The organism is Lysinibacillus sp. FSL K6-1151 (genome assembly GCF_038630755.1).
In the GTDB taxonomy this organism is placed as follows: domain Bacteria; phylum Bacillota; class Bacilli; order Bacillales_A; family Planococcaceae; genus Lysinibacillus; species Lysinibacillus fusiformis_D.
In genome coordinates this window covers 4,325,891-4,349,850 of sequence record NZ_CP152040.1, presented here as the reverse complement: position 1 = coordinate 4,349,850, position 23,960 = coordinate 4,325,891, and the positions used below count along the sequence as shown (strand labels likewise).

General features: G+C 36.7%; 25 protein-coding genes and 1 riboswitch. Of the genes, 16 read left to right on the top strand and 9 right to left on the bottom strand.

Annotated features, from left to right (window positions below; translation table 11 throughout):
- The first annotated feature begins 245 nt into the window (after positions 1 to 245).
- Positions 246 to 1,019 (top strand): Cof-type HAD-IIB family hydrolase, encoded by a 774-nt coding sequence (locus MHI04_RS21065; protein WP_340809592.1) that lies wholly within the window; start codon positions 246 to 248, stop codon positions 1,017 to 1,019.
- Between the two features lie 100 nt (positions 1,020 to 1,119).
- Complete coding sequence (locus MHI04_RS21060) at positions 1,120 to 1,716, top strand: DedA family protein (RefSeq protein WP_036128732.1); 597 nt, start codon at positions 1,120 to 1,122, stop codon at positions 1,714 to 1,716.
- A gap of 42 nt (positions 1,717 to 1,758) precedes the next feature.
- On the opposite strand, the gene MHI04_RS21055 is transcribed toward MHI04_RS21060, so the two are convergent.
- The 3 genes from MHI04_RS21055 to MHI04_RS21045 all read right to left on the bottom strand — a co-directional run bounded on the left by MHI04_RS21055 (position 1,759) and on the right by MHI04_RS21045 (position 4,880).
- Complete coding sequence (locus MHI04_RS21055; protein ID WP_036128730.1) at positions 1,759 to 2,496, bottom strand: cyclase family protein; 738 nt, start codon at positions 2,494 to 2,496, stop codon at positions 1,759 to 1,761.
- Positions 2,497 to 2,584: 88 nt separating this feature from the next.
- Positions 2,585 to 2,691: riboswitch (SAM riboswitch) on the bottom strand.
- Positions 2,692 to 2,786: 95 nt separating this feature from the next.
- On the bottom strand, positions 2,787 to 3,185 hold the full coding sequence (locus MHI04_RS21050) for a hypothetical protein (RefSeq protein ID WP_036128728.1): 399 nt from the start codon (positions 3,183 to 3,185) through the stop codon (positions 2,787 to 2,789).
- A 123-nt stretch (positions 3,186 to 3,308) separates the two neighbouring features.
- A complete protein-coding gene (locus MHI04_RS21045; protein ID WP_330493684.1) occupies positions 3,309 to 4,880 on the bottom strand; it encodes a helix-turn-helix domain-containing protein in 1,572 nt (523 codons plus the stop codon).
- 275 nt (positions 4,881 to 5,155) lie between these two features.
- Between MHI04_RS21045 and MHI04_RS21040 the strand changes: the two genes are divergently transcribed.
- Together MHI04_RS21040 and MHI04_RS21035 are read left to right on the top strand one after the other, a co-directional pair.
- Positions 5,156 to 5,662 (top strand): helix-turn-helix domain-containing protein, encoded by a 507-nt coding sequence (locus MHI04_RS21040; RefSeq protein WP_180957783.1) that lies wholly within the window; start codon positions 5,156 to 5,158, stop codon positions 5,660 to 5,662.
- Positions 5,647 to 6,501, top strand: coding sequence for an IS3 family transposase (locus MHI04_RS21035; protein WP_145991300.1), 855 nt, complete (start codon positions 5,647 to 5,649; stop codon positions 6,499 to 6,501). Before MHI04_RS21040 ends, MHI04_RS21035 begins: the two co-directional genes overlap by 16 nt.
- 464 nt (positions 6,502 to 6,965) lie before the next feature.
- Here MHI04_RS21035 and MHI04_RS21030 read toward each other — a convergent pair whose 3' ends face one another.
- Together MHI04_RS21030 and MHI04_RS21025 are read right to left on the bottom strand one after the other, a co-directional pair.
- Positions 6,966 to 7,916, bottom strand: a complete 951-nt coding sequence (locus tag MHI04_RS21030; RefSeq protein ID WP_330493685.1) for an ABC transporter substrate-binding protein — start codon at positions 7,914 to 7,916, stop codon at positions 6,966 to 6,968.
- 159 nt (positions 7,917 to 8,075) lie between these two features.
- A complete protein-coding gene (locus tag MHI04_RS21025) occupies positions 8,076 to 9,260 on the bottom strand; it encodes an MFS transporter (protein WP_342535165.1) in 1,185 nt (394 codons plus the stop codon).
- Between the two features lie 109 nt (positions 9,261 to 9,369).
- Between MHI04_RS21025 and MHI04_RS21020 the strand changes: the two genes are divergently transcribed.
- Entirely contained in the window at positions 9,370 to 9,753 is a 384-nt protein-coding gene (locus MHI04_RS21020) for a helix-turn-helix domain-containing protein (RefSeq protein WP_036128717.1), read from the top strand.
- 55 nt (positions 9,754 to 9,808) lie between these two features.
- Here the strand turns inward: MHI04_RS21020 and MHI04_RS21015 are convergent, their stop codons facing one another.
- Complete coding sequence (locus tag MHI04_RS21015; RefSeq protein WP_058843867.1) at positions 9,809 to 10,654, bottom strand: aldo/keto reductase; 846 nt, start codon at positions 10,652 to 10,654, stop codon at positions 9,809 to 9,811.
- 350 nt (positions 10,655 to 11,004) lie between these two features.
- Here MHI04_RS21015 and MHI04_RS21010 point away from each other — a divergent pair, with 350 nt between their 5' ends.
- The 9 genes from MHI04_RS21010 (at position 11,005) to MHI04_RS20970 (ending at position 18,784) form a co-directional block, all read left to right on the top strand.
- Complete coding sequence (locus MHI04_RS21010) at positions 11,005 to 11,445, top strand: VOC family protein (RefSeq protein ID WP_058843868.1); 441 nt, start codon at positions 11,005 to 11,007, stop codon at positions 11,443 to 11,445.
- A gap of 279 nt (positions 11,446 to 11,724) precedes the next feature.
- On the top strand, positions 11,725 to 12,393 hold the full coding sequence (locus MHI04_RS21005) for a response regulator transcription factor (protein WP_036128711.1): 669 nt from the start codon (positions 11,725 to 11,727) through the stop codon (positions 12,391 to 12,393).
- A complete protein-coding gene (locus tag MHI04_RS21000) occupies positions 12,390 to 13,772 on the top strand; it encodes a HAMP domain-containing sensor histidine kinase (protein WP_342535164.1) in 1,383 nt (460 codons plus the stop codon). Before MHI04_RS21005 ends, MHI04_RS21000 begins: the two co-directional genes overlap by 4 nt.
- 170 nt (positions 13,773 to 13,942) lie before the next feature.
- On the top strand, positions 13,943 to 14,854 hold the full coding sequence (locus MHI04_RS20995; RefSeq protein WP_141904205.1) for an ABC transporter ATP-binding protein: 912 nt from the start codon (positions 13,943 to 13,945) through the stop codon (positions 14,852 to 14,854).
- Positions 14,851 to 15,561, top strand: a complete 711-nt coding sequence (locus tag MHI04_RS20990) for an ABC transporter permease (RefSeq protein WP_036128706.1) — start codon at positions 14,851 to 14,853, stop codon at positions 15,559 to 15,561. The genes MHI04_RS20995 and MHI04_RS20990 overlap by 4 nt, the downstream gene beginning before the upstream one ends.
- Complete coding sequence (locus MHI04_RS20985) at positions 15,561 to 16,298, top strand: ABC transporter permease (protein WP_342535162.1); 738 nt, start codon at positions 15,561 to 15,563, stop codon at positions 16,296 to 16,298. Before MHI04_RS20990 ends, MHI04_RS20985 begins: the two co-directional genes overlap by 1 nt.
- Before the next feature lie 20 nt (positions 16,299 to 16,318).
- Positions 16,319 to 17,581: an erythromycin esterase family protein gene (locus MHI04_RS20980; RefSeq protein WP_231745009.1), complete on the top strand. Its 1,263-nt coding sequence runs from the start codon at positions 16,319 to 16,321 to the stop codon at positions 17,579 to 17,581.
- 69 nt (positions 17,582 to 17,650) lie between these two features.
- Positions 17,651 to 18,535 carry an AraC family transcriptional regulator gene (locus MHI04_RS20975; RefSeq protein WP_342535161.1) on the top strand — a complete coding sequence of 295 codons (885 nt, stop codon included), beginning with the start codon at positions 17,651 to 17,653 and terminating at the stop codon, positions 18,533 to 18,535.
- A 90-nt stretch (positions 18,536 to 18,625) separates the two neighbouring features.
- Complete coding sequence (locus MHI04_RS20970) at positions 18,626 to 18,784, top strand: DUF1540 domain-containing protein (protein WP_004231699.1); 159 nt, start codon at positions 18,626 to 18,628, stop codon at positions 18,782 to 18,784.
- Positions 18,785 to 18,832: 48 nt separating this feature from the next.
- Here MHI04_RS20970 and MHI04_RS20965 read toward each other — a convergent pair whose 3' ends face one another.
- Positions 18,833 to 19,078 carry a hypothetical protein gene (locus MHI04_RS20965; RefSeq protein WP_036128699.1) on the bottom strand — a complete coding sequence of 82 codons (246 nt, stop codon included), beginning with the start codon at positions 19,076 to 19,078 and terminating at the stop codon, positions 18,833 to 18,835.
- A gap of 73 nt (positions 19,079 to 19,151) precedes the next feature.
- A complete protein-coding gene (locus tag MHI04_RS20960; protein ID WP_342535160.1) occupies positions 19,152 to 20,489 on the bottom strand; it encodes a PLP-dependent aminotransferase family protein in 1,338 nt (445 codons plus the stop codon).
- A gap of 118 nt (positions 20,490 to 20,607) precedes the next feature.
- On the opposite strand from MHI04_RS20960, the gene MHI04_RS20955 reads away from it, so the two are divergent.
- On the top strand, positions 20,608 to 21,516 hold the full coding sequence (locus MHI04_RS20955) for a DMT family transporter (protein WP_058843874.1): 909 nt from the start codon (positions 20,608 to 20,610) through the stop codon (positions 21,514 to 21,516).
- Positions 21,516 to 22,370 (top strand): DMT family transporter, encoded by an 855-nt coding sequence (locus MHI04_RS20950; RefSeq protein ID WP_340812314.1) that lies wholly within the window; start codon positions 21,516 to 21,518, stop codon positions 22,368 to 22,370. Before MHI04_RS20955 ends, MHI04_RS20950 begins: the two co-directional genes overlap by 1 nt.
- A 120-nt stretch (positions 22,371 to 22,490) precedes the next feature.
- Here MHI04_RS20950 and MHI04_RS20945 read toward each other — a convergent pair whose 3' ends face one another.
- Entirely contained in the window at positions 22,491 to 23,945 is a 1,455-nt protein-coding gene (locus MHI04_RS20945; protein WP_342504353.1) for an MFS transporter, read from the bottom strand.
- Between the last annotated feature and the right edge of the window lie 15 nt (positions 23,946 to 23,960).

The following is a 23,960-nucleotide window of genomic DNA, read 5'->3' as shown; positions in this document are numbered from 1 at the left end:
CTTTTATTTTAACAATTCTGTGTTCTTTGGTATACTCCTTTAGAATTATTAAAATAAAAATATTCATCTGTTTTATAGTTAATTGTCATTAAATCTATGCTTGTAATAGTATTTATCGGTGCTGTTAATGTAAGTTATAGAGTTTGCTGAAAGTTTGTCAAAATACTTTCATACTTTTCATTAAGTATAAGGAATGAATTAAATGTTTGTGATTCTAAAGTACTGTTTTATAAAGGCGGCTTAAGATGAATTATAATATCATATTTTTTGATATGGATGGAACACTGATTAATTACGAGGATGGCTGTGTGGAAGAAAGCACAAAGAAGGCCATTCAACTTTTGCAGGAGAGAGGAATTCACCTTGTAGCGGCTACAGGAAGACCTTTATCGATGTGTCAGGAGATACAAGCGCTAGGGATTGAAACCTTTATTACAGCAAATGGGGCATATGTGAAACATAAGGATTTAATCATACATAAAACACCTATTGCTAAAGATATTGTTCAAAATGTACAAGCTTTTGCACGTGAACAGCAGCATAGCCTCACATTTTTTACAGAGCAACTATCGATGAATGGCATTCAGCATCCAGCTGCTTTCAATGCGATGCAGGCAACTCTATCTTTACGAAATTTTCCGGTTGTGAATGAAAAAATTGTGGATGAAGAAGTTTTTCTCATGTGTCTATATGCAGATGAGGAGGCTGAAAAAAGATATGCTAGCCAATTTCCGCATATATTTTGGCAGCGATGGCATCCTTATATTGTAAATGTATTACAGCAGGATGTTGCCAAATCGATAGCTGTTGAAGCGGTACTAGACCATTTTAACATTGGTCCTGAGAATGCTATTGCTTTTGGAGATGGGGATAATGATATTGATATGTTAGAGCATGTAGGGCTAGGTATCGCGATGGGAAATGGTAGCGCAGCTCTAAAAGCAGTTGCGAATTTTGTTACAAAGAGTTCCACTGAAGGTGGTATTGACTTTGCTTTACGGCAGTTTCAAATGATATAAAGCTGCTGAAGGTCTTAAAGTCGATGCTTCAGGTTCTCTTAGATCTATTGAAGGAACTTGTTAATCAATGAGTTTTAATAAATTTTGGGTGGGGTGTTATATGGCACATCATGTGCAATCTCTAATTGAACATTACGGGTATTTGGGTATTATCGTGATCCTAATTGGAGGCATTGTTGGGTTGCCACTACCTGATGAGGTCTTTCTAACATATGTTGGCTACAGTGTTTATATAGAAAGCCTTGAACACATTCCCGCTTTAGTAAGTGCAATGATTGGTGCAGTTGGCGGTATTACCTTAAGCTACTATATCGGCTATCGTTTTGGCTTACCATTATTGCAGAAATATGGACCCAAAATTCATATTACGGAGCAAAAAATTGATTTTACAAAACAACTGTTTACTAAAATTGGGCCAACTTTATTATTAATAGGCTATTTTATACCTGGTGTACGGCATCTGACAGCCTATATTGCGGCAATTAATAATTATCCATATAGAAAGTTTGCTTTTTTTGCCTATACAGGGGCATTTATCTGGACTTTCACATTTATAACGTTAGGGAGGATGCTTGGGGAGAAGTGGCGGTTTGTTGGTTATTATTTATCTCATTATAGTATTTATCTTATCCTATTGTTTGGCCTCGTAATGCTCATCGTTTACTATCTATTCAAAAAAAGAAATATACGAAAATAAAGGTCTGTATGATTCAACACATGAATCGTACAGACCTTTGTGTTATGGCAAAATAGCAAATGAGCGTACAGGGAATCCAGATGCCTTTTCAGGCTTAGGGACGATATTGAAGATAATTGCCCCCTTCGCAGGTAGCTTGTCCAAGTTAGTCATCAACTCAATTTGATAGATGTTTTGTTCAAGCACGAAGTATTCGCCATCTAGCTTACCATTTTTGTGAAAATCAGCGGCTGAATCAGTATCAAATGTTTCATGGCCAAGTGCACTTATTTGACGTTCCTTCAATAAAAATTGTAAAGCCTCTAAGCCCCAGCCTGGTATATGGTTATGTCCATCCATATCTTGGTTACTAAATGCCTCTTTATCTGGCCAGCGCTTACTCCAATCCGTACGTAGCGCTACAAAGGTACCTGCTTCAATTACTCCATGTTGTGCTTCAAAATCAAAAATATCTTGCACACTTAGCGAGAAGTCATGATTGCTAGCAGCTTCTCGTGATTTATCAATAACGACAAGAGGAAGAACTAGTTCTTTTAGTTCTAATTCTTCTAGATAGCGGGAGTCTCGCACAAAATGAATGGGTGGGTCGATATGTGTGCCATATTGTCCTGGGAACGTGAATTGTTGTGCGAAGAACCCGTCATCATGAGAGAATAATGTTTCAAATTTAGCATCTTCAAACATAAAAAAATGTGGGGAATTAGGGCCGAATGTATGTGTTAAATCAACCCATTGTTTTGATTTTAATAATTGTAATGCTTGTAAAAGTTGGTTTGACATTGATTTCACTGCTTTCTGTTAAAATTAGTAGAACATAAAAAAGAGTCCCCTTAGAAGAGGACTCCAGAATAAGCAACGGTAGTTCTTCTTCTCATCTTTCAGGCTTAAAATTTTGCCAATTGGAATTAGCACCATACTGTTGAGCTGGTTGCTGAGACTTCATCGGGCCAATCCCTCCGTCTCTCTCGATAAGAAAAGTGATATAAGAATTTTCAGAAATAATAATAAAAACACTTTAGCATAGAATTTTATAGTTTACAAGTTCGATAGAGATATAAGGGTAAATTTTTTTACCAACTTAAATTTATGGTTATGCCACAACAACCATTATCCATAAGACGTATTCTGAAATTGTCTGGTGTATAATTTGCATCAAATTTCATCGTAATGCCTGTTGATGTGATTAATTTATCAACCTCTGTTTTATTTGAAAGCTGTGCAGCATTCATTAGATCATGTGCAAATTGTTGAGAGCTATCAATTTTATCCGTAAGCAATTGAGCCTGTTGCATGATCGCCTTTATCCGTGTAGCTGACATTTTTAATTTATGTGTGTCGACAGGTGGAAAGGGGGTAGTGTTCGGCATTGCCAAATGTTGAGGAATAGGTCTAACGGCAAGCTGCTGGGCAAGTGGCGACGTTGGGTAATGATAAGGATGAACAAAGTACGGATAAGGATTGTAATACAATGTAATTCCTCCTATCCTATAGCTGATATCTTATCTTATGTAGCTAAACGTCTTTAGGTGTTATTTTGCAGTGCAATGTCTGTCCTAATCATTTAAAAAGGAAGCCAAAGTGAGCTTCCTCTTTTAGCCGAGAACATGTAAGACATCATCAATTTTTTTACTATGAGACAGAATACCGTAATTCATCCATGTTAAAAAATCCACTTCATATACACAGTTGGTTTTAACTGCAGCTAGATTTTTCCACATAGAAGTTTTTAAAATCGTACGCTCCTCGTTCTCGTAAATGGAATGTTGTTTATCAAAAGTAATAAATAAATGATCCGCATCTAATTGCAGCAATTGATCAAATGTCAGTGGTGCTTTACGTTGATTGTGCGGAATACTCCAGACAAGTGGATGTGGCATTAAACCGAGGTCACGATATAAAATTGGCCCCGTATAGCCACATTCAGGACCCGCATATAGAGTAATGCCAATGGCTGAAATGCGAAGAAATGCCACACTTTGCCCATAAACGGATTTACTAAGAATTCCTTTTGCTTGCTGTACCTTATCCTCATATTGTAGGATCACGTCTTGCATCAAGGCGGTTTTTCCTGTTAAATCAGCAATCTTAAACAAAGTAGACTGCCAGTTCTCTCCAGGATGTGAGATATGACAGATGGGAGCTACTTCATTTAAATGATGACAGGATTCCCATCGCTCTATACCTGCATCTAGCATAATTAATGTTGGTTTATAGTGAAGGAGTCGATCCATTTCTCCATTTTGTACATCGATATCAGGCACTTCTTGTAGACCTAAATAGTCTTGTTTTCCCCATTTTGGATGACTGAATTGAGCAATTGGTGTAATCCCAAGGGCGACAAAGAAATCTTCTAAGAATGGTGCAAATACACGTAGATTGCTGCTTTGGTTTCTTCGATATTGTCCTGGAGAGATGCCGACATGTTCTTTAAAACGACGATTGAAATAATACTCATTATTAAATCCGATAGACTGACTAATTTCAAATACCCGATCATTTGTTGTCATTAATAATTGCTTGGCTTTTTCAATGCGAATGTTATTTAAATAGTGAAGAGGGATTTGCCCTGTAATCTCTTTGAACATACGGGTATAATTCCATCTTGGAACATCAGCTAGCTCTGCCAACTGCTCGACAGTCCACTCTTTTTCAAAATGTTTATGCAAATAGTTAATGGATTGCTCAACAGATTGACGATCATTTTTTTGCACCAGCTTGGGTATTGTTTGATGTAAGAGCAATAACATCAGCTCTTGAAAGTGTACATGCTGCTCAAAGATGGTGTGCTCATCCTCCGCTAGACGGTTCTGATAAATGGCTTCTAGCAGTCTACGACATTGCGAAAAGGGGAGAAGACGTTGCTCTTTGACACGCGTAAAAGGGCTAGTAGTAGTCTGTTTATTGCTAAGATGGACAATGTTGAACTGTAATTGATAAAAACAAAGGTGCTCGTTTTGAATGCGTATATTAGCCGTGTTATTAGGAGGAATCGATATGCACTTTTCTTCACTAAGATGAATGGTGTTATGATCTATTTCTAGCTTTCCGCTGCCACTCATTACGATGAAAAGTGTATAGAAATCACTATTAAACTGCTGCTTGTTCGTTGATTGAATCACATAAGAAATAGTTTGTAACGTATAGACATGTGTTAAGTTACCCATTGATGATTCACCCCTTTATAATTGAATTTGGAGAACAATACAAAGAAAGCTCTCTGAAGAGCTTTCTTTCATGTTGTTGAAAAAAGATGATGTCAACGGCAGAAAAAGCAAATTTGCAAGGTGAAAGGTTGATTTCCGTTCCGCCAGCGCCCTTTCCAGGGGGCGTCCGATGAGCCGCTTCACTCACTTACGCTCGCTCCAGGGTCTCATCTGTGACGCTAATGAGCTGCACCCAAAATATTGGACTTAAAAATCTACTATAGGGGGTGCAGGTAGTGATTTCTGATGAACAAAAATTAGCCGCAGTTCTAGCTTACTTTGAAGAAAAAGAAAGTACGTATCAGATTGCCAATCGATTACAGAGGGATCGACAGTACATTCGATTATGGATTGAATTATATCGCTATCATGGCATCGAAGGAATTATTCGTCCTCAAGGGTTCACGAATTACGAAGATTCTTTTAAAATAAAAGTAATTCAACACCTGATAGAGACGGGCGATTCGCTCCTTCAGACTGCTGCGAAGTTTAATATTCCTTCCCGTGAAACCGTTCGGAGATGGAAAAAACAATGGATGTCAACGGCTGGTGAGGTGCTCTATCAAGTAGAAAAGGAGCGCCAATCAATGCCAAAAAAACAACCACCTTCGTCCGATTTAAATGGAAAAACAACGGATGAGTTAAAAGCCGAAATTGAGTATTTACGGATGGAAAATGCCTATTTAAAAAAGTTGAAAGCCTTAGTTCAAGAAAAGGATGCCTTCAAATCCAAGAAAAAGTAAGAGCTGTCTATGAGCTAAGGTTGGATTTTCCTCTTCAAGCTCTATTAAAAGTCGCGAAACTTAAGAAAAGTACGTATTATTATCATCTCCAAAAATGGGTAAAACCAGATAAATATCAGGCGATCAAAGAACGAATTCAGACGCTTTTTCATTACCATAAGGGGCGTTATGGCTATCGTCGTATTTGTTTAGCCCTCCGAAATGAAGGGTTTTTCATCAACCATAAAACGGTCCAACGATTGATGCAAGAATTGGGCTTAAAAGGGACGGTACGCCCTAAAAAATACCGTTCGTATAAAGGGACAGTCGGCTATGTCGCAGAGAATGTCATCCAACGTGATTTTGAAGCCACTGCACCCAATCAGAAATGGGTAACCGATGTAACGGAGTTTAAAATAAACGGTCAAAAAATCTATATATCCGCTGTATTAGATTTATTCAATCGAGAAATCGTTGGGTATGAGGTATCAAAATCACCTAATTTTGAGTTAGTTCAACAGTCTTTTAAGAAGGCGTTTACGTATACAAAGTTATCGAAAAAGAGTGGCTTAATCGTCCATTCTGATCAAGGATGGTTATATCAAATACCACGTTTTAAAGCGTTATTGGCAACACATGAAATCAAGCAAAGCATGTCACGGAAAGGAAATTGTTTAGATAATGCCGTGATAGAAAGCTTTTTTGGCATTATGAAATCAGAATTTCTATACGCAACAACGTTTAAGAACTACGAAGCATTCAAAAAAGCGTTAGTAGACTATATCCACTACTACAATCATGAACGGATAAAAATAAAACTCAACGGAAAAAGTCCAGTTGAGTTTCGAAGAGTTTCTTAAAAGTTCAAATTTTTGGGGTCAGTTCACTAAATCCCCTAGGAGTGACGCTGGCTCCACTCCAATCAACCATTCTGCAAAGTGTCTTTACTTTTTTTCATAGTAGTATAGCGATCAAATAGCCCATTATCTGTATTCTTAGAGGGGATAGGCTCTTATTTTCAATATGGAGAAGTGATGAATGACAATCATCCTCCATAAAATAAGTAGCAAACACCTTCACTTTATTTGAAAACCTTTGCTAAAAAGGTACCATTTTTGTGGGTTGGAGTGGAAGGCTACTTGACTCCCATGGGATAGCGAGACAGGCGAGCCCCTGCACGGAGGAAGCGGCTCAGCGCTCGCCCACAGGAAAGCAAGTAGCCTGCAACGGAAATCCATTTTCATCTTTCACAAAAATTTTATGGATGGTTTTGTTTTTCAACGCTATGCAAAGAAAGCCCTCATAAAGAGCTTTCTTTTGAAAATTATTTCACGAACCATTTTTCAAGATCATCATATTTCAGCAGGTTAGCTGTGATAGCTCCAGACTGCCAATATGTTCGATCCGCAATATAGACATGCCCATTTTTAACAGCAGGTACTGTTTTCCATAGTGTACTATCTAACCATTTAATCGCTTCTTGATTTTCTTTCGAATCCCAAGTGCCATTTGAAGGGAAAAGGATGATATGATCTGCATCTAGCTCTGGAATAGCCTCTTCAGATAAGACTTCATGAAACTCTGTCATATCACGTGCTAACGGATGTGGTGTCAAGCCCGTTTCTGTGTAAATATAGCCAGTGTAGCGATTTTGAATGCCAAATAAAGCTAATGTATTATCTGCGACATTTAGACGTACAACAGCAACTGTTTCGTCTCCAATTGATTCATCTAATTTTGCTTTTAAATCGGATACACGTTGCTCATATTTGTCAACGATTTCCTTTGCTTTATCAGGAATATTTAAAACATCAGCTATTGTTTTTACAATTTCACGTGGATTTTGTAGAATATCTTCTTTTAAGCGGTAAGTAGGTGCAATCTTTGAGTATTCTTCATATTTTGCCTTATCCGCGGCGCCATCCACAATGATTAAATCAGGCTTAGCTTGTAGTAATGTTTCCATACTACCAGTAATGTCGAACTCAGGAACATCTAATCCTAAATAGTCCTGTTTACCCCATGATGGGTGATACCATTGCACAACAGGTTTTACATCCAAGGCAGTTAAATAATCTTCCATATAGATAGCAGCTACACGCTGTGGGTTTGTAGGAATTTCTACTTTTCCAAACTCATCTTCTACAATTCTTGTATCTTTAGTTGATTGATCTTCTTTCGCTGTATCCTCTTTTACTTCATTTGAGCCACAGGCACCTAACACGAACATTAGTGCAAGTAAAAGGACAAATGAAAAATATCGACCTCTACGCATTGCTATTCACTCCTATTAATTTACTAAAACAGTAAGAATGTCATCTTAACCTAGAATGATAATCATTCTCGTTTGATTCAAGTAAATTATAGGACACAACATATCAACAAACAATACACATTCTCTACTTCTTTTTTATACAAAATGAAATTTGACTTCCTATTGTTTTTTATTATCGAAAATGTACCAGACTAATGTAACAATTGCTGCCAGCATAACCATTAAAAATCCATACAAGGGAGTATGCGCTAATGATTGATGGTGAATAATAAAGCCCCCAATATAGGACCCTAAAAATATACCAATGTTGAAGGCAGAAATATTTAATGCTGAGGCCATAGAAATAGCTGATGGTACATATTTTTCAGACAGTAGAACAGCATATAGCTGCAATCCTGGGACATTCATAAACATAAATAAGCCCATTACTAATACCATGATTAATCCGATAATAGGTGATTCGAGCATGAAGCCAATGCCGAGCAACGCCAAGGCAAGTCCTACAAAAATAATAAAGATAGAACGTAGCGGATTATGATTAGCAAAATGACCACCTAATGTATTACCGATCGCAACGCAAATACCATAGACCACTAAAATAATGACTACTGCATGAGGAGAATACCCCATATATTTCTCTAAAATAGGTGAAATATATGTGTAGACAACAAAGGCACCACCGTATCCAATTGCGGTAATGAACAATATTAAAATCATGCGAATATTGCCTAATACTTTGCCAATATCACGAATAGAGATAGGATTGCCTTTCGACAATTGGTTAGGTACTAAGATCGCATTACTAATTAAACCGATAATCCCAATGACGACGATAAAGATGAACGACATCCGCCAGTCTGTTACTTGACCAATAAATGTACCAAGTGGAACACCTGTTACAGTAGCCAAAGTTAAGCCTGTAAACATAAAGGCAATAGCACTGGCTCGTTTATTTGGTTCCACTACATCAGCCGCTATAACGGAAGCGATGGACATAAACACACCGTGTGCTAATGCTGAAATAATACGTCCGATTAATAATAAAGAGAAATTAGGTGCTAAAGCGACTGCTAAGTTACCTACTATAAAGATGGTCATGACAAGCAATAATACGGTTTTTCGACTAAGGCGTGATGTTAAGGCTGTTAATAATGGAGCTCCAACAGTTACCCCTAGTGCATATATAGAAACGGTTAAGCCAGCTGTGCTTAGAGAGATACCAAAGTCATCTGTAATTAATGGTAGAAGTCCAACGCTGATAAATTCAGTGGAACCTATACCGAATGCACTGATTGCAAGAGCTAGTAAGGTTAATTTAGCACTTGACTCTTTTGATTTTGACATACTATTAAAATCTCCTTTGATTTTTTTTATTGTGTGTAGTACTATTCATACATACCTAAAAGATATGTACGGTACTTTTAGTTACTTTTGAATATTACAGGGGGTCACAATGCAAAAAGTTTATAATATTGGTGTTGAAGCTACGCTTGAAGTTATCGGCGGTAAATGGAAACCAGTCATTCTTTGTCATTTAAACCACCATGGTAAAATTCGAACAAATGAGTTTCGCCGATTAATTCCGGGTATTTCTCAAAAAATGCTTACAAGTCAATTAAGAGAGTTAGAGCAGGCTGGATTAATTCATCGAAAGGTCTTCAATCAAGTACCACCAAAAGTCGAATATTCATTAACGACCTATGGACAAGGGATGGAACCTATTCTGAACATGCTTTGCACTTGGGGCGAAAAGCATGTTGAATTATTACAGGATAAAGGTGAAGATGTACTGTTAAAACAACGTGATGAAGATATCGCAATGCAGCAAACATCGTAATGAGGGGAGAAAGAGACTGTCACATGTAAGACAGTCTCTTTTCCTCTTTTTATGCTTATAGAGCAAAGTCGAATTCATTTGGATTCGGTCCGACACGCTGTTCAAGATTCATCGCATTGATTGTAGCCATTTCTTCGTCTGTTAGAAGGAAGTCGAAGATATCAGCATTTTGTAGCATGCGTTCTCGACGCACAGATTTTGGAATCGCAATAATGCCGTTTTGTACATCCCAGCGCAAAATAACTTGAGCATTAGATTTTCCATATTTTATTGCGATTTTCGAAATCGTTTCATCTTCAAGAAGCCCACCTTGCATTAAAGGTGCCCAAGCCTCCAGTTGAATTTGGTGGTTATTACAGAATGAATGAAGCTCAGCTTGCTGTAAGCGTGGATGAAATTCCACTTGATTGATAACAGGCTTAATGCGAGCAAATGATAGTAAGTTTTGCAAGTGTGAGGCTGTGAAATTACATACGCCAATTGCTTTTATCTTACCTTGATCATATAAGTCTTCTAGAGCCTTCCAAGAGTCAGTATATTTATCTTTACCTGGCCAATGAATAAGATAAAGATCTAGATAATCTAAACCCAGTTTTTCTAAACTCTTTTCATAGGCTGTAATAGTTTCCTCATAGCTTAATCCATCGTTCCACACTTTTGATGTAATAAACAGGTCTTCACGTTGTAAACTAGTGGATGTTAGTGCCTGTTTAATACCTTCTCCTACACCTTCTTCATTGCCATAAATAGCAGCTGTATCGATGCTTCGATAGCCGACCTCGATGGCGTTTTTGACCATTTCTGCAGTAGCGCCATTCGCTACTTGGAAAACACCTAAACCCATACCAGGCATTTGTAAGCCATTATTTAATGTGATTGTATCTTGTAAATGAGTAATCATTTTTATTCCTCCAATATGTGAGTTTGCTTGATTGCTTTTTCATTATGATGTTTCGATAAGGTGAAAAAAAGTACGCACATTTTTGTTTCATAGAAACGTCGAGGTAACTTTTGTGAGCTGACAATGGTTAGAGGAATAAAAAATTTTGCTATTAAACAAAATGGTAAGCCCCTAATTGGTCACGCATCTTCTAATCAGAAAAATATGGGGCGCTATGGAATGACAATTGCCTGTATAAAGAGTATTTGGACTGAAGTAAACGAATGACTTTTTTCTGTAATAAAGGGAATTTTTGTTGGATAGCGAATTTAAATTAAAAATAGTAAAACTTTATAAAGGGGAATTGGAAGATGAATCGGTTAAATTTAATCACATTAGGTGTTATAGATATGGTGGAATCACTAGCATTTTATCGAGAGGGGCTTGGCTTTGAGATAGTCGTGTACGGGGATGAAACGAATCCAGATGTGATGTTCTTTAATAATGGAGGAACGAAAATATCGCTTTTTCCAATTGAACGCTTAGTCAAAGACATCAATGAAGCCAACCCACCAGAAATTGGCCGTGGCTTTGGCGGAATTACACTTGCCTATAATGGTAAAACAAAAGAAGAAGTGGATCGTGTATTTGCATTAGCAAAAGAGGCTGGAGCGACAATTGTGAAAGAGCCAGAAACTGTGTTTTGGGGAGGCTATAGTGGCTATTTCCAAGATCCAAATGGCTACTACTGGGAAGTAGCCTATGGTGACATGTGGCAGTTTGATGAAAATGATATGCTGATTATTCAATAATAATCCAAAAAGAGAGCAAACTAGAAACATTAGTTTGCTCTCTTTTGCATGAACTGTTAAATATCCTAAGTTTTGAGCAGCTTTAGACAAGTAAAGAATCTTTTCATCCACAGGGCAGTAGGATTTTGTATGTATACCTGCCTATTCCCACAATTAATAAGATTTTACCCTATAATAACCATGTATGGGATTTATATTGTTTTTAATTTCTAATTAAATGTATAATGCAAAATATGGTATTTTAATATAATTTTTAATTAGTAATAAGGAGGGTGACCATTGATTCGTATATTGTACATAGAAGATGAAAAAGAAATAGGGCAATGGGTCAGTAAGGAATTAACTGAAAGAGGCTATGAAGTAACCTGGTTAGAGTCTGGAGAAGATCTTGAGCAACATATTGCCTCAAAGGATATTGCTATATTGGATGTGATGCTACCTGGCTTAGATGGTTTCTCCATTGGCAAAAGAATTAAACGAGAAAATAAGGACTTACCAATATTAATGTTATCAGCTCGAACGGCTATTGAGGATAAAATTGAAGGGCTCCACTTCGCTGATGATTATGTAACAAAGCCATTCCACCCCGATGAACTAGTAGCAAGGCTTGAAGTATTACTGAGAAGATATCAAAAAAATGATGATGTCCTAGCATTGAAGCACCTAAAAATTTATACGAAAGATATGCGAATTATCAATACATTGGATGAAGAAGAAATTCTTTTGACTGGTAAACAATTTTATTTATTGCAGTATTTTATACGTCACCTCAATCAAATTTTAACGAAGGAACAACTCTATGAGGGTGTTTGGGGTGAGAGTTATATAGAAGGTGATAAAACATTGATGGTACATATCCGTTACTTAAGAGAAAAGATTGAAGTAAATCCTGCAAAGCCTCTGATTATCGAAACAATTCGAGGTATAGGCTATAGGGTGAAACTATGAAATTTTTCCGATCACTATTAGCAAAATATATGCTAATTATTTTATTAGCCATATCAATTGTGCAAATATCCTATCTGGGTGTTGCGATTTTCGTGTTAGGCATTACAAAAACAGCGTCTGGAGAATTTTCAAGTGATGTTCTTCTGGAAAGTGAAATCGAGGAGCAATGGCATACAGAGGCCAACAGCATAAAACAAGCTTCAGATCATACTGTTGCCGAGTTTTTTCAAAAATGGCAAGAGCAATATCCTACAGCCTCTATGTTTTGGGTAAGTGAAGAGGGCAATCTCCTGACTTCTGTCAATGTGAAGGAGCAGTTACCAACAAAATGGACACCAGCCTATACAACTCAATTTATAAAGGAACGCTATGGAGGTAATCCATTTACTGTTATGGCTTTCGTAGGCGGTGATGTATCAAATGGCTTTATTGTATTAGAGATTTCAAGGGAAGCCTTTAATCCACCGCTTATTAAGGTCTATGATAACTATGGTAGCTTCTTACTTTTTGGTGTAATTGCCGTTATTTTATTTTTTATTGTCGTTTCGCTTTTATTTTTCAAAGGAATCCGAAAAAGATTATTACATCTCCAAGAGGCCATGGAGATACGTGATGTAGACGGTCTACCTATTGAGATTCATGTGAAAAAGCGGGATGAAATTGGGCAATTAGAGCATAGCTTTAACAGAATGGTTTGCGAGCTGAGAGATAGTAAACAGCGTCAACAGAAGGAAGAACAGCTAAGACGGGAACTGATTGCCAATTTATCACATGATTTACGGACACCGTTAACAAAAGTAAGAGCCCAGTCCTATACGATTAGCAAAGAAACCTTGTCAGAGGAAGGCAAACAAGCTTTGAAGGCAATGGAAACATCGATAGTGAATATTGATGCTTTAATCGAAAATCTAATGTCCTATACATTGTTAATGGCAAGTAAATATAATTTCGAACCGAAAAACATCAATGTTATTCGGTTTGTGCGGGAACATCTAACAACCTGGTATCCAGTTTTTGAGCGAGAAGGTTTTACGATCGACATTGAACTGCAAGCATTTGAACCTAATGAATGGCGTGTTGATCCATTATGGTTAGGACGAATATTTGATAATATATTCCAAAATGTATTGCGTCACGCTAACAGTGGGAAATATATAAAGGTGACAACGGAATCAACGGAGAGCTACAGAGCATTTCTGATTGAGGACCATGGTCAAGGGATGAAAAATGAATCGAATGCTAAGGGGGCAGGAATTGGTTTATCCATTGTTGATGTAATGGTAAAGGGTATGGGTTTAGAATGGGACATAAACTCCAATCACTCGGGCACAAAAATTAGTATAAAAAATGTGATTCAATCTGCGAAGCTTGGGAAGTAAAAGCTCGCAGATTTTTTTATGTTGATGCAACAATTTTTTGTATCGAAAGCATAGCAGCAGAAAAAGAAAGGCTCTTATAAAAAGAGTAGAAGTTTTTTAAACAAAATTTAAACTTGGTCCATACCTGTTTTTAACCTTTTCTTCTTATGATAGTAAATGAGGTGAGAACATTGGAATATATCGTACAAACACAAAACTTATCAAAACACTTTGGGAAAGAGCAAGCTGTATCAAATATGAATTTACAAATACAAAAAGGTGAAATATACGGATTTTTAGGGCCAAATGGAGCAGGGAAAACGACTACGATTCGTATGCTTCTTGGTTTAATGAAGCCTTCCACAGGTACCATTAAAATTTTTCAAAAAGACATTACGAAGGAGCGTATTCAAATCTTAGCCAATGTAGGTTCATTAGTAGAGAATCCTTCCTACTACCCACATTTAACAGCATATGAGAATTTGGAGGCACTAAGAAAAATAGTAGGTGTACCGAAATCTCGAATCGATGAAGTTCTCGAAATTGTCCGTTTGAAGGAAGCTGCTAATAAAAAGGTAAAGGGCTTTTCGTTAGGGATGAAGCAACGTCTAGGTATTGCTGCTTCTCTACTGCATAATCCTGAATTACTTATTTTAGATGAACCAACGAATGGTCTGGATCCTTCAGGAATTATTGAAATTCGTAATTTAATTAAAAGGCTACCAAAGGAATACGGCATGACTATTATTATTTCCAGCCATTTATTATCAGAGATCGATCAAATGGCGACTCAAGTAGGGATTGTTTCTAAGGGGAAATTGATTTTCCAAGATTCTATTGAGGCGATGCGTAGATTTGCTCAACCAAAGATTCTATTTAAAGTGAACAATGGTGAAAAAGGATGGCGCTCTCTATTAGCCCATGGCATTAAAGCAGATTATCAAGATGGGGTTATTTTCTTAGAGGATTGCTCAGATGAAAAAATTGCTCATATTGTCCATGTTCTTGTTCAGGAGGGTATTTCAGTATTCCGAGTGGAGGAAGAGAAACGCTCATTGGAGGATATATTCCTGCAAATGACGATGGGAGAGCAGGCGATATGATGGGCAAGCTGTTAACTGCTGATTTTTTAAAAATCAAACGCAAAGGATTATGGTTTTTAACGCTCTTAGGTCCCTTAGGTGTTGTCGCTCTACAAATGGTCAATTATGGAGTAAGAAAGGATTACCTCTTACAGCAAAGTGAAGATGATTGGGGCTATTATTTACTAAATGTTCATTCATTTACACCGCTTGCCATTGTGTTGGGCATTGCCATTTTAACGTCCTTCATGGCGAGTATTGAAAACGAGACTAACGCTTGGAAGCAGCTTATCGCATTACCTGTATCCAAATTAACCGTGTATTTATCTAAATATACTGTGTTAGCTATTCTACTATTTTTGTCTTCAACACTACTCATGATTTTTACGCTGAGTTATGGGCTGTTTTTAAATCTAGGTGAATCTATTCCTTATATGGAGTTAGTTAAATTTAGTTACTTCCCTGCGCTTGCAGCATTGCCTATTTTGGCACTTCAATTGTGGATTGCGAGTGTAAGCCATAATCAAGGAATTCCTATTACAGTAGGCATTTTTGGGGTGATATTTGCTTATTCCTCCTATGTTCTACCTGACTGGATGATATGGAAATGGCCATCATTGATGAACCACTGGGATGAGCCGATAATCAATGTCATGCTAGGTGTAGGGATTGGTATTTTACTCTATATTGCTGGCATGGTCGATTTTGCAAGAAGGGACGTGAAATAATGAACGCTTTACTGCAAGCTGAATGGTTTAAATTGCGTAAATCAAAAATGGTACCTATTATTTTGGCGGGGCCCATGATTGGGCTTTTCATTGGACTATCAGCAAATTTAGAGGACAATATGCAGGGACTGGAAATAAATGAATGGTATATTGCCTTATTTTCAATGAATTTAACATACGCATTATTATTTTTACCTCTTATTACGGGCGTTTTTGCGAGTCTCATCTGTAGATATGAACATCAGTCTGGCGGATGGAAGCAGCTTTTAGCATTACCGGTAACGAGAGGGAAAGTATTTGTAGCAAAATATGTGTTAATTATGCTGCTTGTTCTAGCGATGCAGCTCTTGTATTTAGGCTCCATCTTTGCTGTAGGTATGCTGAAGGGCTATACAGATCCTTTTCCAATGGGAATCGTATGGAAAAGTATTGTTGGAGGATGGGTAGCAACATTGCCTTTAGTGGCCCTTCAATTATGGTTATCCATAATGTTTAAAAGCTTTGCTGCTCCATTTGCTGTCAATGTCATATTTACGCTGCCATCAATTTTAGCGGTGAACTCTGAACGAATTGGTCCATATTATCCCTGGGCACAGCCTTTTTCAATGATGTACATAGGTGGCAATACAGACGATATATTCTTTGTGCCATGGGAGCAATTGTTAACAGTAGTAGGTGGTGGGTTCATCCTATTTTTCCTCGGAGGATATTACTATTTCCAACGAAAAGCCATTTAACACCTTAAAGGAGAATTGACATGAGAATAATGAAACGAAGCTTCCGATTTTTAACTGCCTCTATGCTATTAGTAGCTTTAGCTGGATGTGGGCAGGGGGAGTCTATAAAAGATGTCTCGCAGTATACTAGTGAAATAAAAGATATCAATATCCCTGATGATGTAAAAATTATTGGGTTTGGAGAAGCAACACATGGCAATATCGAATTTCAAACATTAAAAAAAGACCTATTTAAAGCGATGATTAAGAATGAAAATGTCCATGTTTTTGTCTTAGAAGGAGATTTTGGTGGAGCCCAGCAGATTAATCAATTTATTTTAAACGGTGTTGGAACGGCGGAGGAAGCTATAAAGGCTCTTGATTATGGCATTTATAAAACAGAACAAATGATTGAACTTGTTCAATGGATGCATGATTATAACTTAACAGTCGATGAACAAGATAAAATTTATTTTTACGGAAATGATATGCAACGCTATGATTATAGCAAAAAGGGATTGCTTGATTATTATGCACAGGTACATGCTGACAATGCTAAGAAATTTACGACTGAGCTAGAGCATGTTTCCAACAAAACGATGAGAGATTTATCGAATAATCAGCTAATAGAGCTTGATAAAACGATTGATACAATCATCAACGATTTACAATCAAACAAGGCGATATATGAGAAAAAATCATCAAAGGATGCCTTCTCCTTTGCTGCTCAATATGCACAAATTATGAAGCAACGTACGCAATTATTTGTAAATGATGGGAACTATATGAATTTACGGGATGAATATTTGGCTGAAAATTTACAATGGATTGTGGAGTACGAAGCAACGCAAGGGCATGATAAAGTGTTAATGTCTGCTCATAACGGTCATATTGAGAAAACCTCTGCTTCGATGGCAGGCTATCAATCAATGGGACAATACTTAAATGAGCAATATAAAGAACACTATTTTGCGATTGGCACAGACTTTGTCAATAATACATTTCAAGCACAAAACGGCTCTGGTGAACGAAAGGAATATTCAATTGAACATCATAATGTGTTAGTGGATGCTTTTAGTGACATCGATAGCAACATCTTTTATGTGGATTTTGAAACTGCCAAACAATCGAAGGAGCTGGCAGATATCCTTTCCCAAAAGCAAAGAATGGGCAATATCGGTGATGATTTCCGTCCGTGGTATAAGCTAACACAAATGCTGTATACCATTAAAATGACACCTGAAGAGGCTTATGATGGTCTCATTGTTGTGCAAGAAGCAACACCAACAAAAATAATTGATTAAGTTAAATTTAGCAACTTCCATCAAAAAATCTCTTTCCTTCTTCAATATAATAAAGATGAGGTGAGTAACATGGAGTATAGTCAGGCAACACAAAAAACGATTGCCTATATCGAGGAGCAATTGATGGAAGAAATTTCACTTGAACGTCTTCCTAATAATGCTGGCTACTCGAAGTTCCATCTAAGTCGTATTTTTAAGCAGGAAACGGGGATTACGATTGGTGAATATATTCGTATACGTCGACTAGCCATGGCTGCGAGTTATTTGATGTACTCTAATGTATCGATATTAACCATTGCATTTACACTTCAGTTTCAATCACAAGAAGCTTTTACAAGAGCCTTTAAAGAAGTTTATGCATTACCACCAGGGAAGTATCGAAAATTGATGCAATCACTTAATATGTTGGAGGAGGAAAATTACATGGAAACAGTTGAACAGGTTAAAGGTTGGATGTTGAGTGGAGCGAATCCAGAATTATATAAATTTCATACAGATGACAAGGTATTTCATTCAGGGAAGCGTTCAGGCGTATTGTATTCCACAGCTGCATCAGCAAATCAGGGACAATTTGCTACGATGATGCAGGGCTTTCAGGCTACTGACTATAAAGGAAAGCGCTTGAAAATGTCTTGCTATTTAAAGACGGCAGATGCCACAAAGTGTGGTGCATGGATGCGTATTGACAATGGTACGGGTGATACTATTCAATTTGATAATATGGATCAGCGTTCTGTGACAGGTTCTACTGAATGGAATCATTATTCTATTGTCTTAGACGTACCTGAAGAAGGTGACTCCATTTATTTTGGTGTGTTATTAATTGGTTCTGGGAAAGTATGGGCAGATGGTTTCCGATTTGAAGAGGTAGATGACAAAGTTCCAACAACGAATATGCTTTCACAGGAGCATTTACCAACCCATCCAGCTAATCTAGACTTTAGTATGGCTTAATGGAGGCAATGTAATCATCGATTGACTTTGTTTAACAACGTATTGTTTACCTCTAATTTGTTAAAACTAACAAAGAGGAGGTGTGAGACAATGGCACAAGAAATTCTTTGTGAAGTCAATAACTGCACATTTTGGGATTCTGGTAACAAATGTACAGCCGAAAAAATTTATGTTGTCAGCCAAAAGGGACAACATGCTTCCAACAGCGAGGAAACAGACTGTAAAACATTCGAACCTGAAACGCATTAATGCCAAAAGGGTAGCCATGTATATGGTTACCCTTTTTCCCTGTCTTTATTAATAAAAAATATCCACCTTTTCTTTACTAAATAAAAGTGCATGTGCATTGCTCACTTTTTCTTCCACATAATCTAACGAGTATTTACCAACGGAATCTGTTAAATCACCAATGGCCCGAGATAAATTATCGATAATTGGAATGAGTTTGTGTAATTCAGTACGGTCTTTGTCTTTGTGCATCTCATCCATGATTTCATATGCAAGACGCTGAATTTTCCTTAATCGCAATTTTTCAGATTGCATTGAATCCTCCTTATTAAGCAATTTAAGATGTCTCATTATATGAGCTACAATAAGGTTTCATGAATTTTTTTCTTTAGAAGTAATTGCTAGGACTTTGAAGGGCTGATGCAATTTCCCTTATGCCAACGTTGATTTTAGATTCCTCCACATTGGACACATTTAGCTTTAATATTCGCTCATGATCAAATGCATCTAAATAATTGCGGTTAATCGTATCTAGATAAATTTTGTGTTGCATCAAATGCTGAATAAGCTTTTGAGTATTGACCTGTCTTGGTAGAACGATATGGCTATGCATACAGACTTCTATTGATGCCTGATATTGGGCTAAATGCGTTGCTATGGATTGCTGAAGGCTATTCGCTCGGCTTGCATAAGCTTCGGTGACTTTCTTTTGATAACGTTCAAACATACCACTTTTCAAGTAAAGCTCTAAGGCAGCCTGTGAAATCATGGAGCTATCAATATCAGTGGTATTTTTGTACTGCTGAAATGTGTCAGTAAAGACATCTGGTAAAACGGCAAGTCCAATACGTAAGCCAGGAAACATGATTTTAGAAAAGCTTTTTAAATAGATAACATATTGCTGTGTATCATCTGTATAAATGGGATCTATTTTCGAATTTTGCTCGAAATCTGCCAAATAATCATCTTCAACAATGTAAACATTATATTGATAAGCAAGTTTACGGATTAGATCTTTTGTCTTTTTACTATAAGAAGTACCTAGAGGATTGTGCAGACGTGGCATCGTGTAAAAAAACTTTATGTCATGTTTACTAAAAATGCTTTCTAATTCATGTAAATCAATGCCATCCGTTGTTCTTTTGATGCCGATTGCCGAAACTCCATAGGTTTTTAAATAATCCATATATAAATGGTAACTAGGTTGTTCCACTAAAATGGTTGAACGACCATTTGGAAATGGCATAATACTTAGCAAAGTCAGGGATTGCTGGACGCCAGAAGTAATAAAAATATTTTCTTCTTTTGCGAATACTTGATAGTTTGCTAATAATTTTTTCGCTTCTGTTATTAAAGATGGTAAGCCTTTTGGTGTTCCATATCTAAATAGATCTGTTTGGTATGTATCAATAGCTTTGTTTATACAATGTTGAAAATCCTGATATGGGAAAGCATTCCAACTGGGTGAAGATGTAGCAAAATCTATGTGATCTCTTTCCTGTGGTTGTAAGGGTAACTGATGGTCAACAACATAGTAGCCGCTTTTCGGTAATACATAGATAAGATGCTGATCCTCAAGTTTTTTTAAAGCAGTTAAAATAGTACTTTTACTACAGGAAAATTGCTGTGATAACTGGCGGATAGAAGGTAGTTTTGCCCCTGATTGAAGAGTACCTGCTTGTATTTGAGTCAGCAGCTGAGAATAAATCCATTCATATTTAAGCATAGACAGCCTCCAGCACATCTGTATCGGTACAGATGTGTTTTTTTCATATCGTCTATAGGTTCTCTTTTTAATACGATAACTATACCGGCCGGAATGATTTGAGAAGGAGCATTATCGTATGTCAGAAAAAAGAAAAGCCTATATAGCAGCGATTTCGTATGCATTTATCATTGGCCTTTCATTCATGTTTGTGAAAGTTACATTAACGGTGGCGAGTCCAACTGATATTTTAGCCCATCGCTTTACGTTTGCCTTCATCGGTATTGTTATTTTAATGGTATTTACGAAAAATAAGCTAACAATAAAAAAATATGATTTACTAAAAATTTTACCGTTAGCCATATTGTATCCCATTGTTTTTTTCACTTTTCAAGTGCTTGGGCTTGCTAAAATTTCCTCTTCAGAGGCTGGAATTATTCAAGCAACGATTCCTATTTTTACATTAGCACTAGCAGGTTTATTATTAAAGGAAAAAGCTACTCGTGGACAGCTCGTCTTCATTAGTTTATCTGTACTTGGAGTTATCTACATGCTAATTATGAATGGGGCCAATGCAACTACAGGAAATGTCATCGGCAGTGGACTTATTTTACTTTCAGCCCTTGCTGCGTCGCTTTATAACGTGTTTGCACGAAGGCTTACAAAGCAATATTCATTACTGATTTTAACGTATGTAATGACATTATGTGGATTTGTCATTTTTAATGGGGTGGCTCTTGGAAATCATCTGATGAATGGTACAATCGATGAATTTTTTCAGCCATTAACACATGTTGATTTTGTCATCGCGATTTTATATTTAGGGCTATTATCCTCGCTCGGTACGTCCTATTTATCCAATTATGCGTTATCTAAATTAGAGGCTTCTAAAATGAGTGTTTTTAGTAACTTTGCTACGCTCATTACAATACTTGCAGGCGTTTTGTTTTTACAGGAAGTCTTTCACCTTTATCACTTTATTGGTGGAATCATCATCATTATTGGCGTCATAGGAACAAATTATTTTGGGCAGAGGCAGGTAGTGTAATGAGAAAATACAGCCTTTTGCTATTAATAAGTTGTATATGGGGCTCTCAGTTTTTCTTCGTAGCATTAGTTACGAATGATGTGGGAGCTGTCACTTTATCTTTGTTAAAAGCTTTAATCGGTGCAATCTGCTTAAGTATTATGGGCTTATTTTTGAAAAAAGAAAACTACTTAGCAAATAGTAAATTATACATTGGGATTGCCATTTTTGAAGTAGTGATTCCCTTCGTCCTCATTGCGCAAGGTCAAAAATATGTATCCAGTAGTATTGCGTCTATGCTCATAGCAATGGTCCCGATTATCACGTCAGTTCTCTTTGTTTTTTTCTTTAATAAAAAAGTTAGTTCGTTTCAAACGATTAGCATTCTATTAGGCTTTTTGGGGATCATCATTCTTTCTTGGCCAATACAAGGGGTGAGTGGTTCAGGGACAGTATTAGGGAATGTGCTGCTACTATTAGCAGCACTGAGCTTTGCATTTTCGTTAATTTTAATGGAGAAGTTAGAGGGTGGTTCACCAATCGTTCATATGAGAAATGTTTTAGGAATTGCCACTGTGATTTTATTACCAATGGCATTTATCCTTGAACAACCATTACGATTAAGCATAAATGGGATTCAGGTCGTCTCCATTGTTATATTAGGCATTTTCCACGCAGGGATTGTGTATATGCTTTATAATCTTTTAATTAAAAGTGAGGGTGCTTTATTTGCCTCTTTTAGTAATTATATCGTTCCTGTAGTAGGTGTTCTACTTGGATATTTGATATTGAAAGAACCGTTATTAATCAAACATTTCATAGGGATATGTATTATTCTTTGTGCTCTTTTGTTGTCGAAAAGAAACAAGAAGTGAACGTTGGTTATAAAAAATCACCTCGATAGTGTACGAGGTGATTTCAGACTGTAGACAAGCTCGAAATAATGAAGAGCTTGTCATACATTATTTGAAAAATCTATAAATCAAAATAGTAATTTATTGTTGCTTTATTTTTATTCTTAAAATCATTTTATGATAAAGTGACAAAATCATATAGGCTATCATAGAAAACAGTCCAATGACAATTAAACTTATAGTAAAAGCGTGTATATAATTTAACAAAGAAGCGCTCTCTAAACTTGTTCCTAAATAATAAGAAAATAGTATACTAATACCTGCGACTGCTAAGGAATTTGCTAAGTACATAAAGGTTGTAAATAGACCAGCAGCAACCCCCATATGAATCTTTGGAATGTTACCCAATATGGCATTTGCTAAAGGTGTTGTAGCAAGACCAAGTCCAAGGCCATAGACGAATAAAAGGATTATTGCATCAGTTCTGAGTAAATTATATTGCTCCATCCATAAAAAGAAGACAAGTAAAAAAGTACACATACTCATACATAATGCACCCATTTTTAAAACAATAAAACCATACTTATTAATAATTTTTGAAGAAATAATAGACGTTACAAAAAATCCAATTCCTATTGGTAGAAAAACTAAACTCGTTTCTCCTGTATCATACTTTAGGCCATATTGTAAAAAGTAACTAAGGATAAAGAAAAAGGCAAACATACTTAAGTAAATAGCTAGCACAGAACAAATGCCAAATACAAAAGGGCGATGCTTAAATAAACTTAGGTCTACGAGAGGTGATTGTTGAAGTTTTTGCTTAAATCGCTCAAGATAAATGAACAGAATAAGTACAACAAATGAAAGCAGTAGACAGCTAAAAACCCATGTTTGCCATCCTTGTTGTTGGACTTCGGATAAAGGATAAATAAGTAGAAATATACTAACCATTAATAAAATTGAACCCATCCAATCAATATGATTGGATTTCTTATCCGTTGACTCCGGTATAAAAGGGAGCAAAAGGAGTACTAGCATGCCAATTGGAACATTGAAAAAAAATACAGTTCGCCAACCGCCGTTAAATATATTCCATTGAACTAATAATCCCCCTAATATTAAGCCAAAGGTAAAGGCTACTCCAATGACAGCACCATACAAGCCGAAAGCTAAATTTTTTTCTCTAGGCGGAAAAATTTCCTGGATTGTTGATAAAACTTGAGGCTGAATAAGGGCTGCGGCTAAGCCTTGAACAAATCGAATCCCAACTAATAACAATGGGCTTGAAAGTATTCCTCCTAAGAAAGCAGTAAGGGTAAAGAACAATACGCCAATCCATAATATTTTTTTTCTACCGTAAATATCGCCTAGTTTACCTCCAATTATTAGAGCAGTTGCAAGCCCAACCGAATATCCTGAAAATAGTAATTGAGCGTGAGAAAAGGATATATGCAAGTCGTTTTGAATGGAAGGTAATGCAATTTGTATCATGTAAGTATTTAAGGAGATTAATAATGTTGGAAGTAATATCACCGCTAATGCCAACCATCTATATGAATAGAACGTACTTGATTTTTCTGATGAAATTGGATTCATAGATACTCCCCCTTA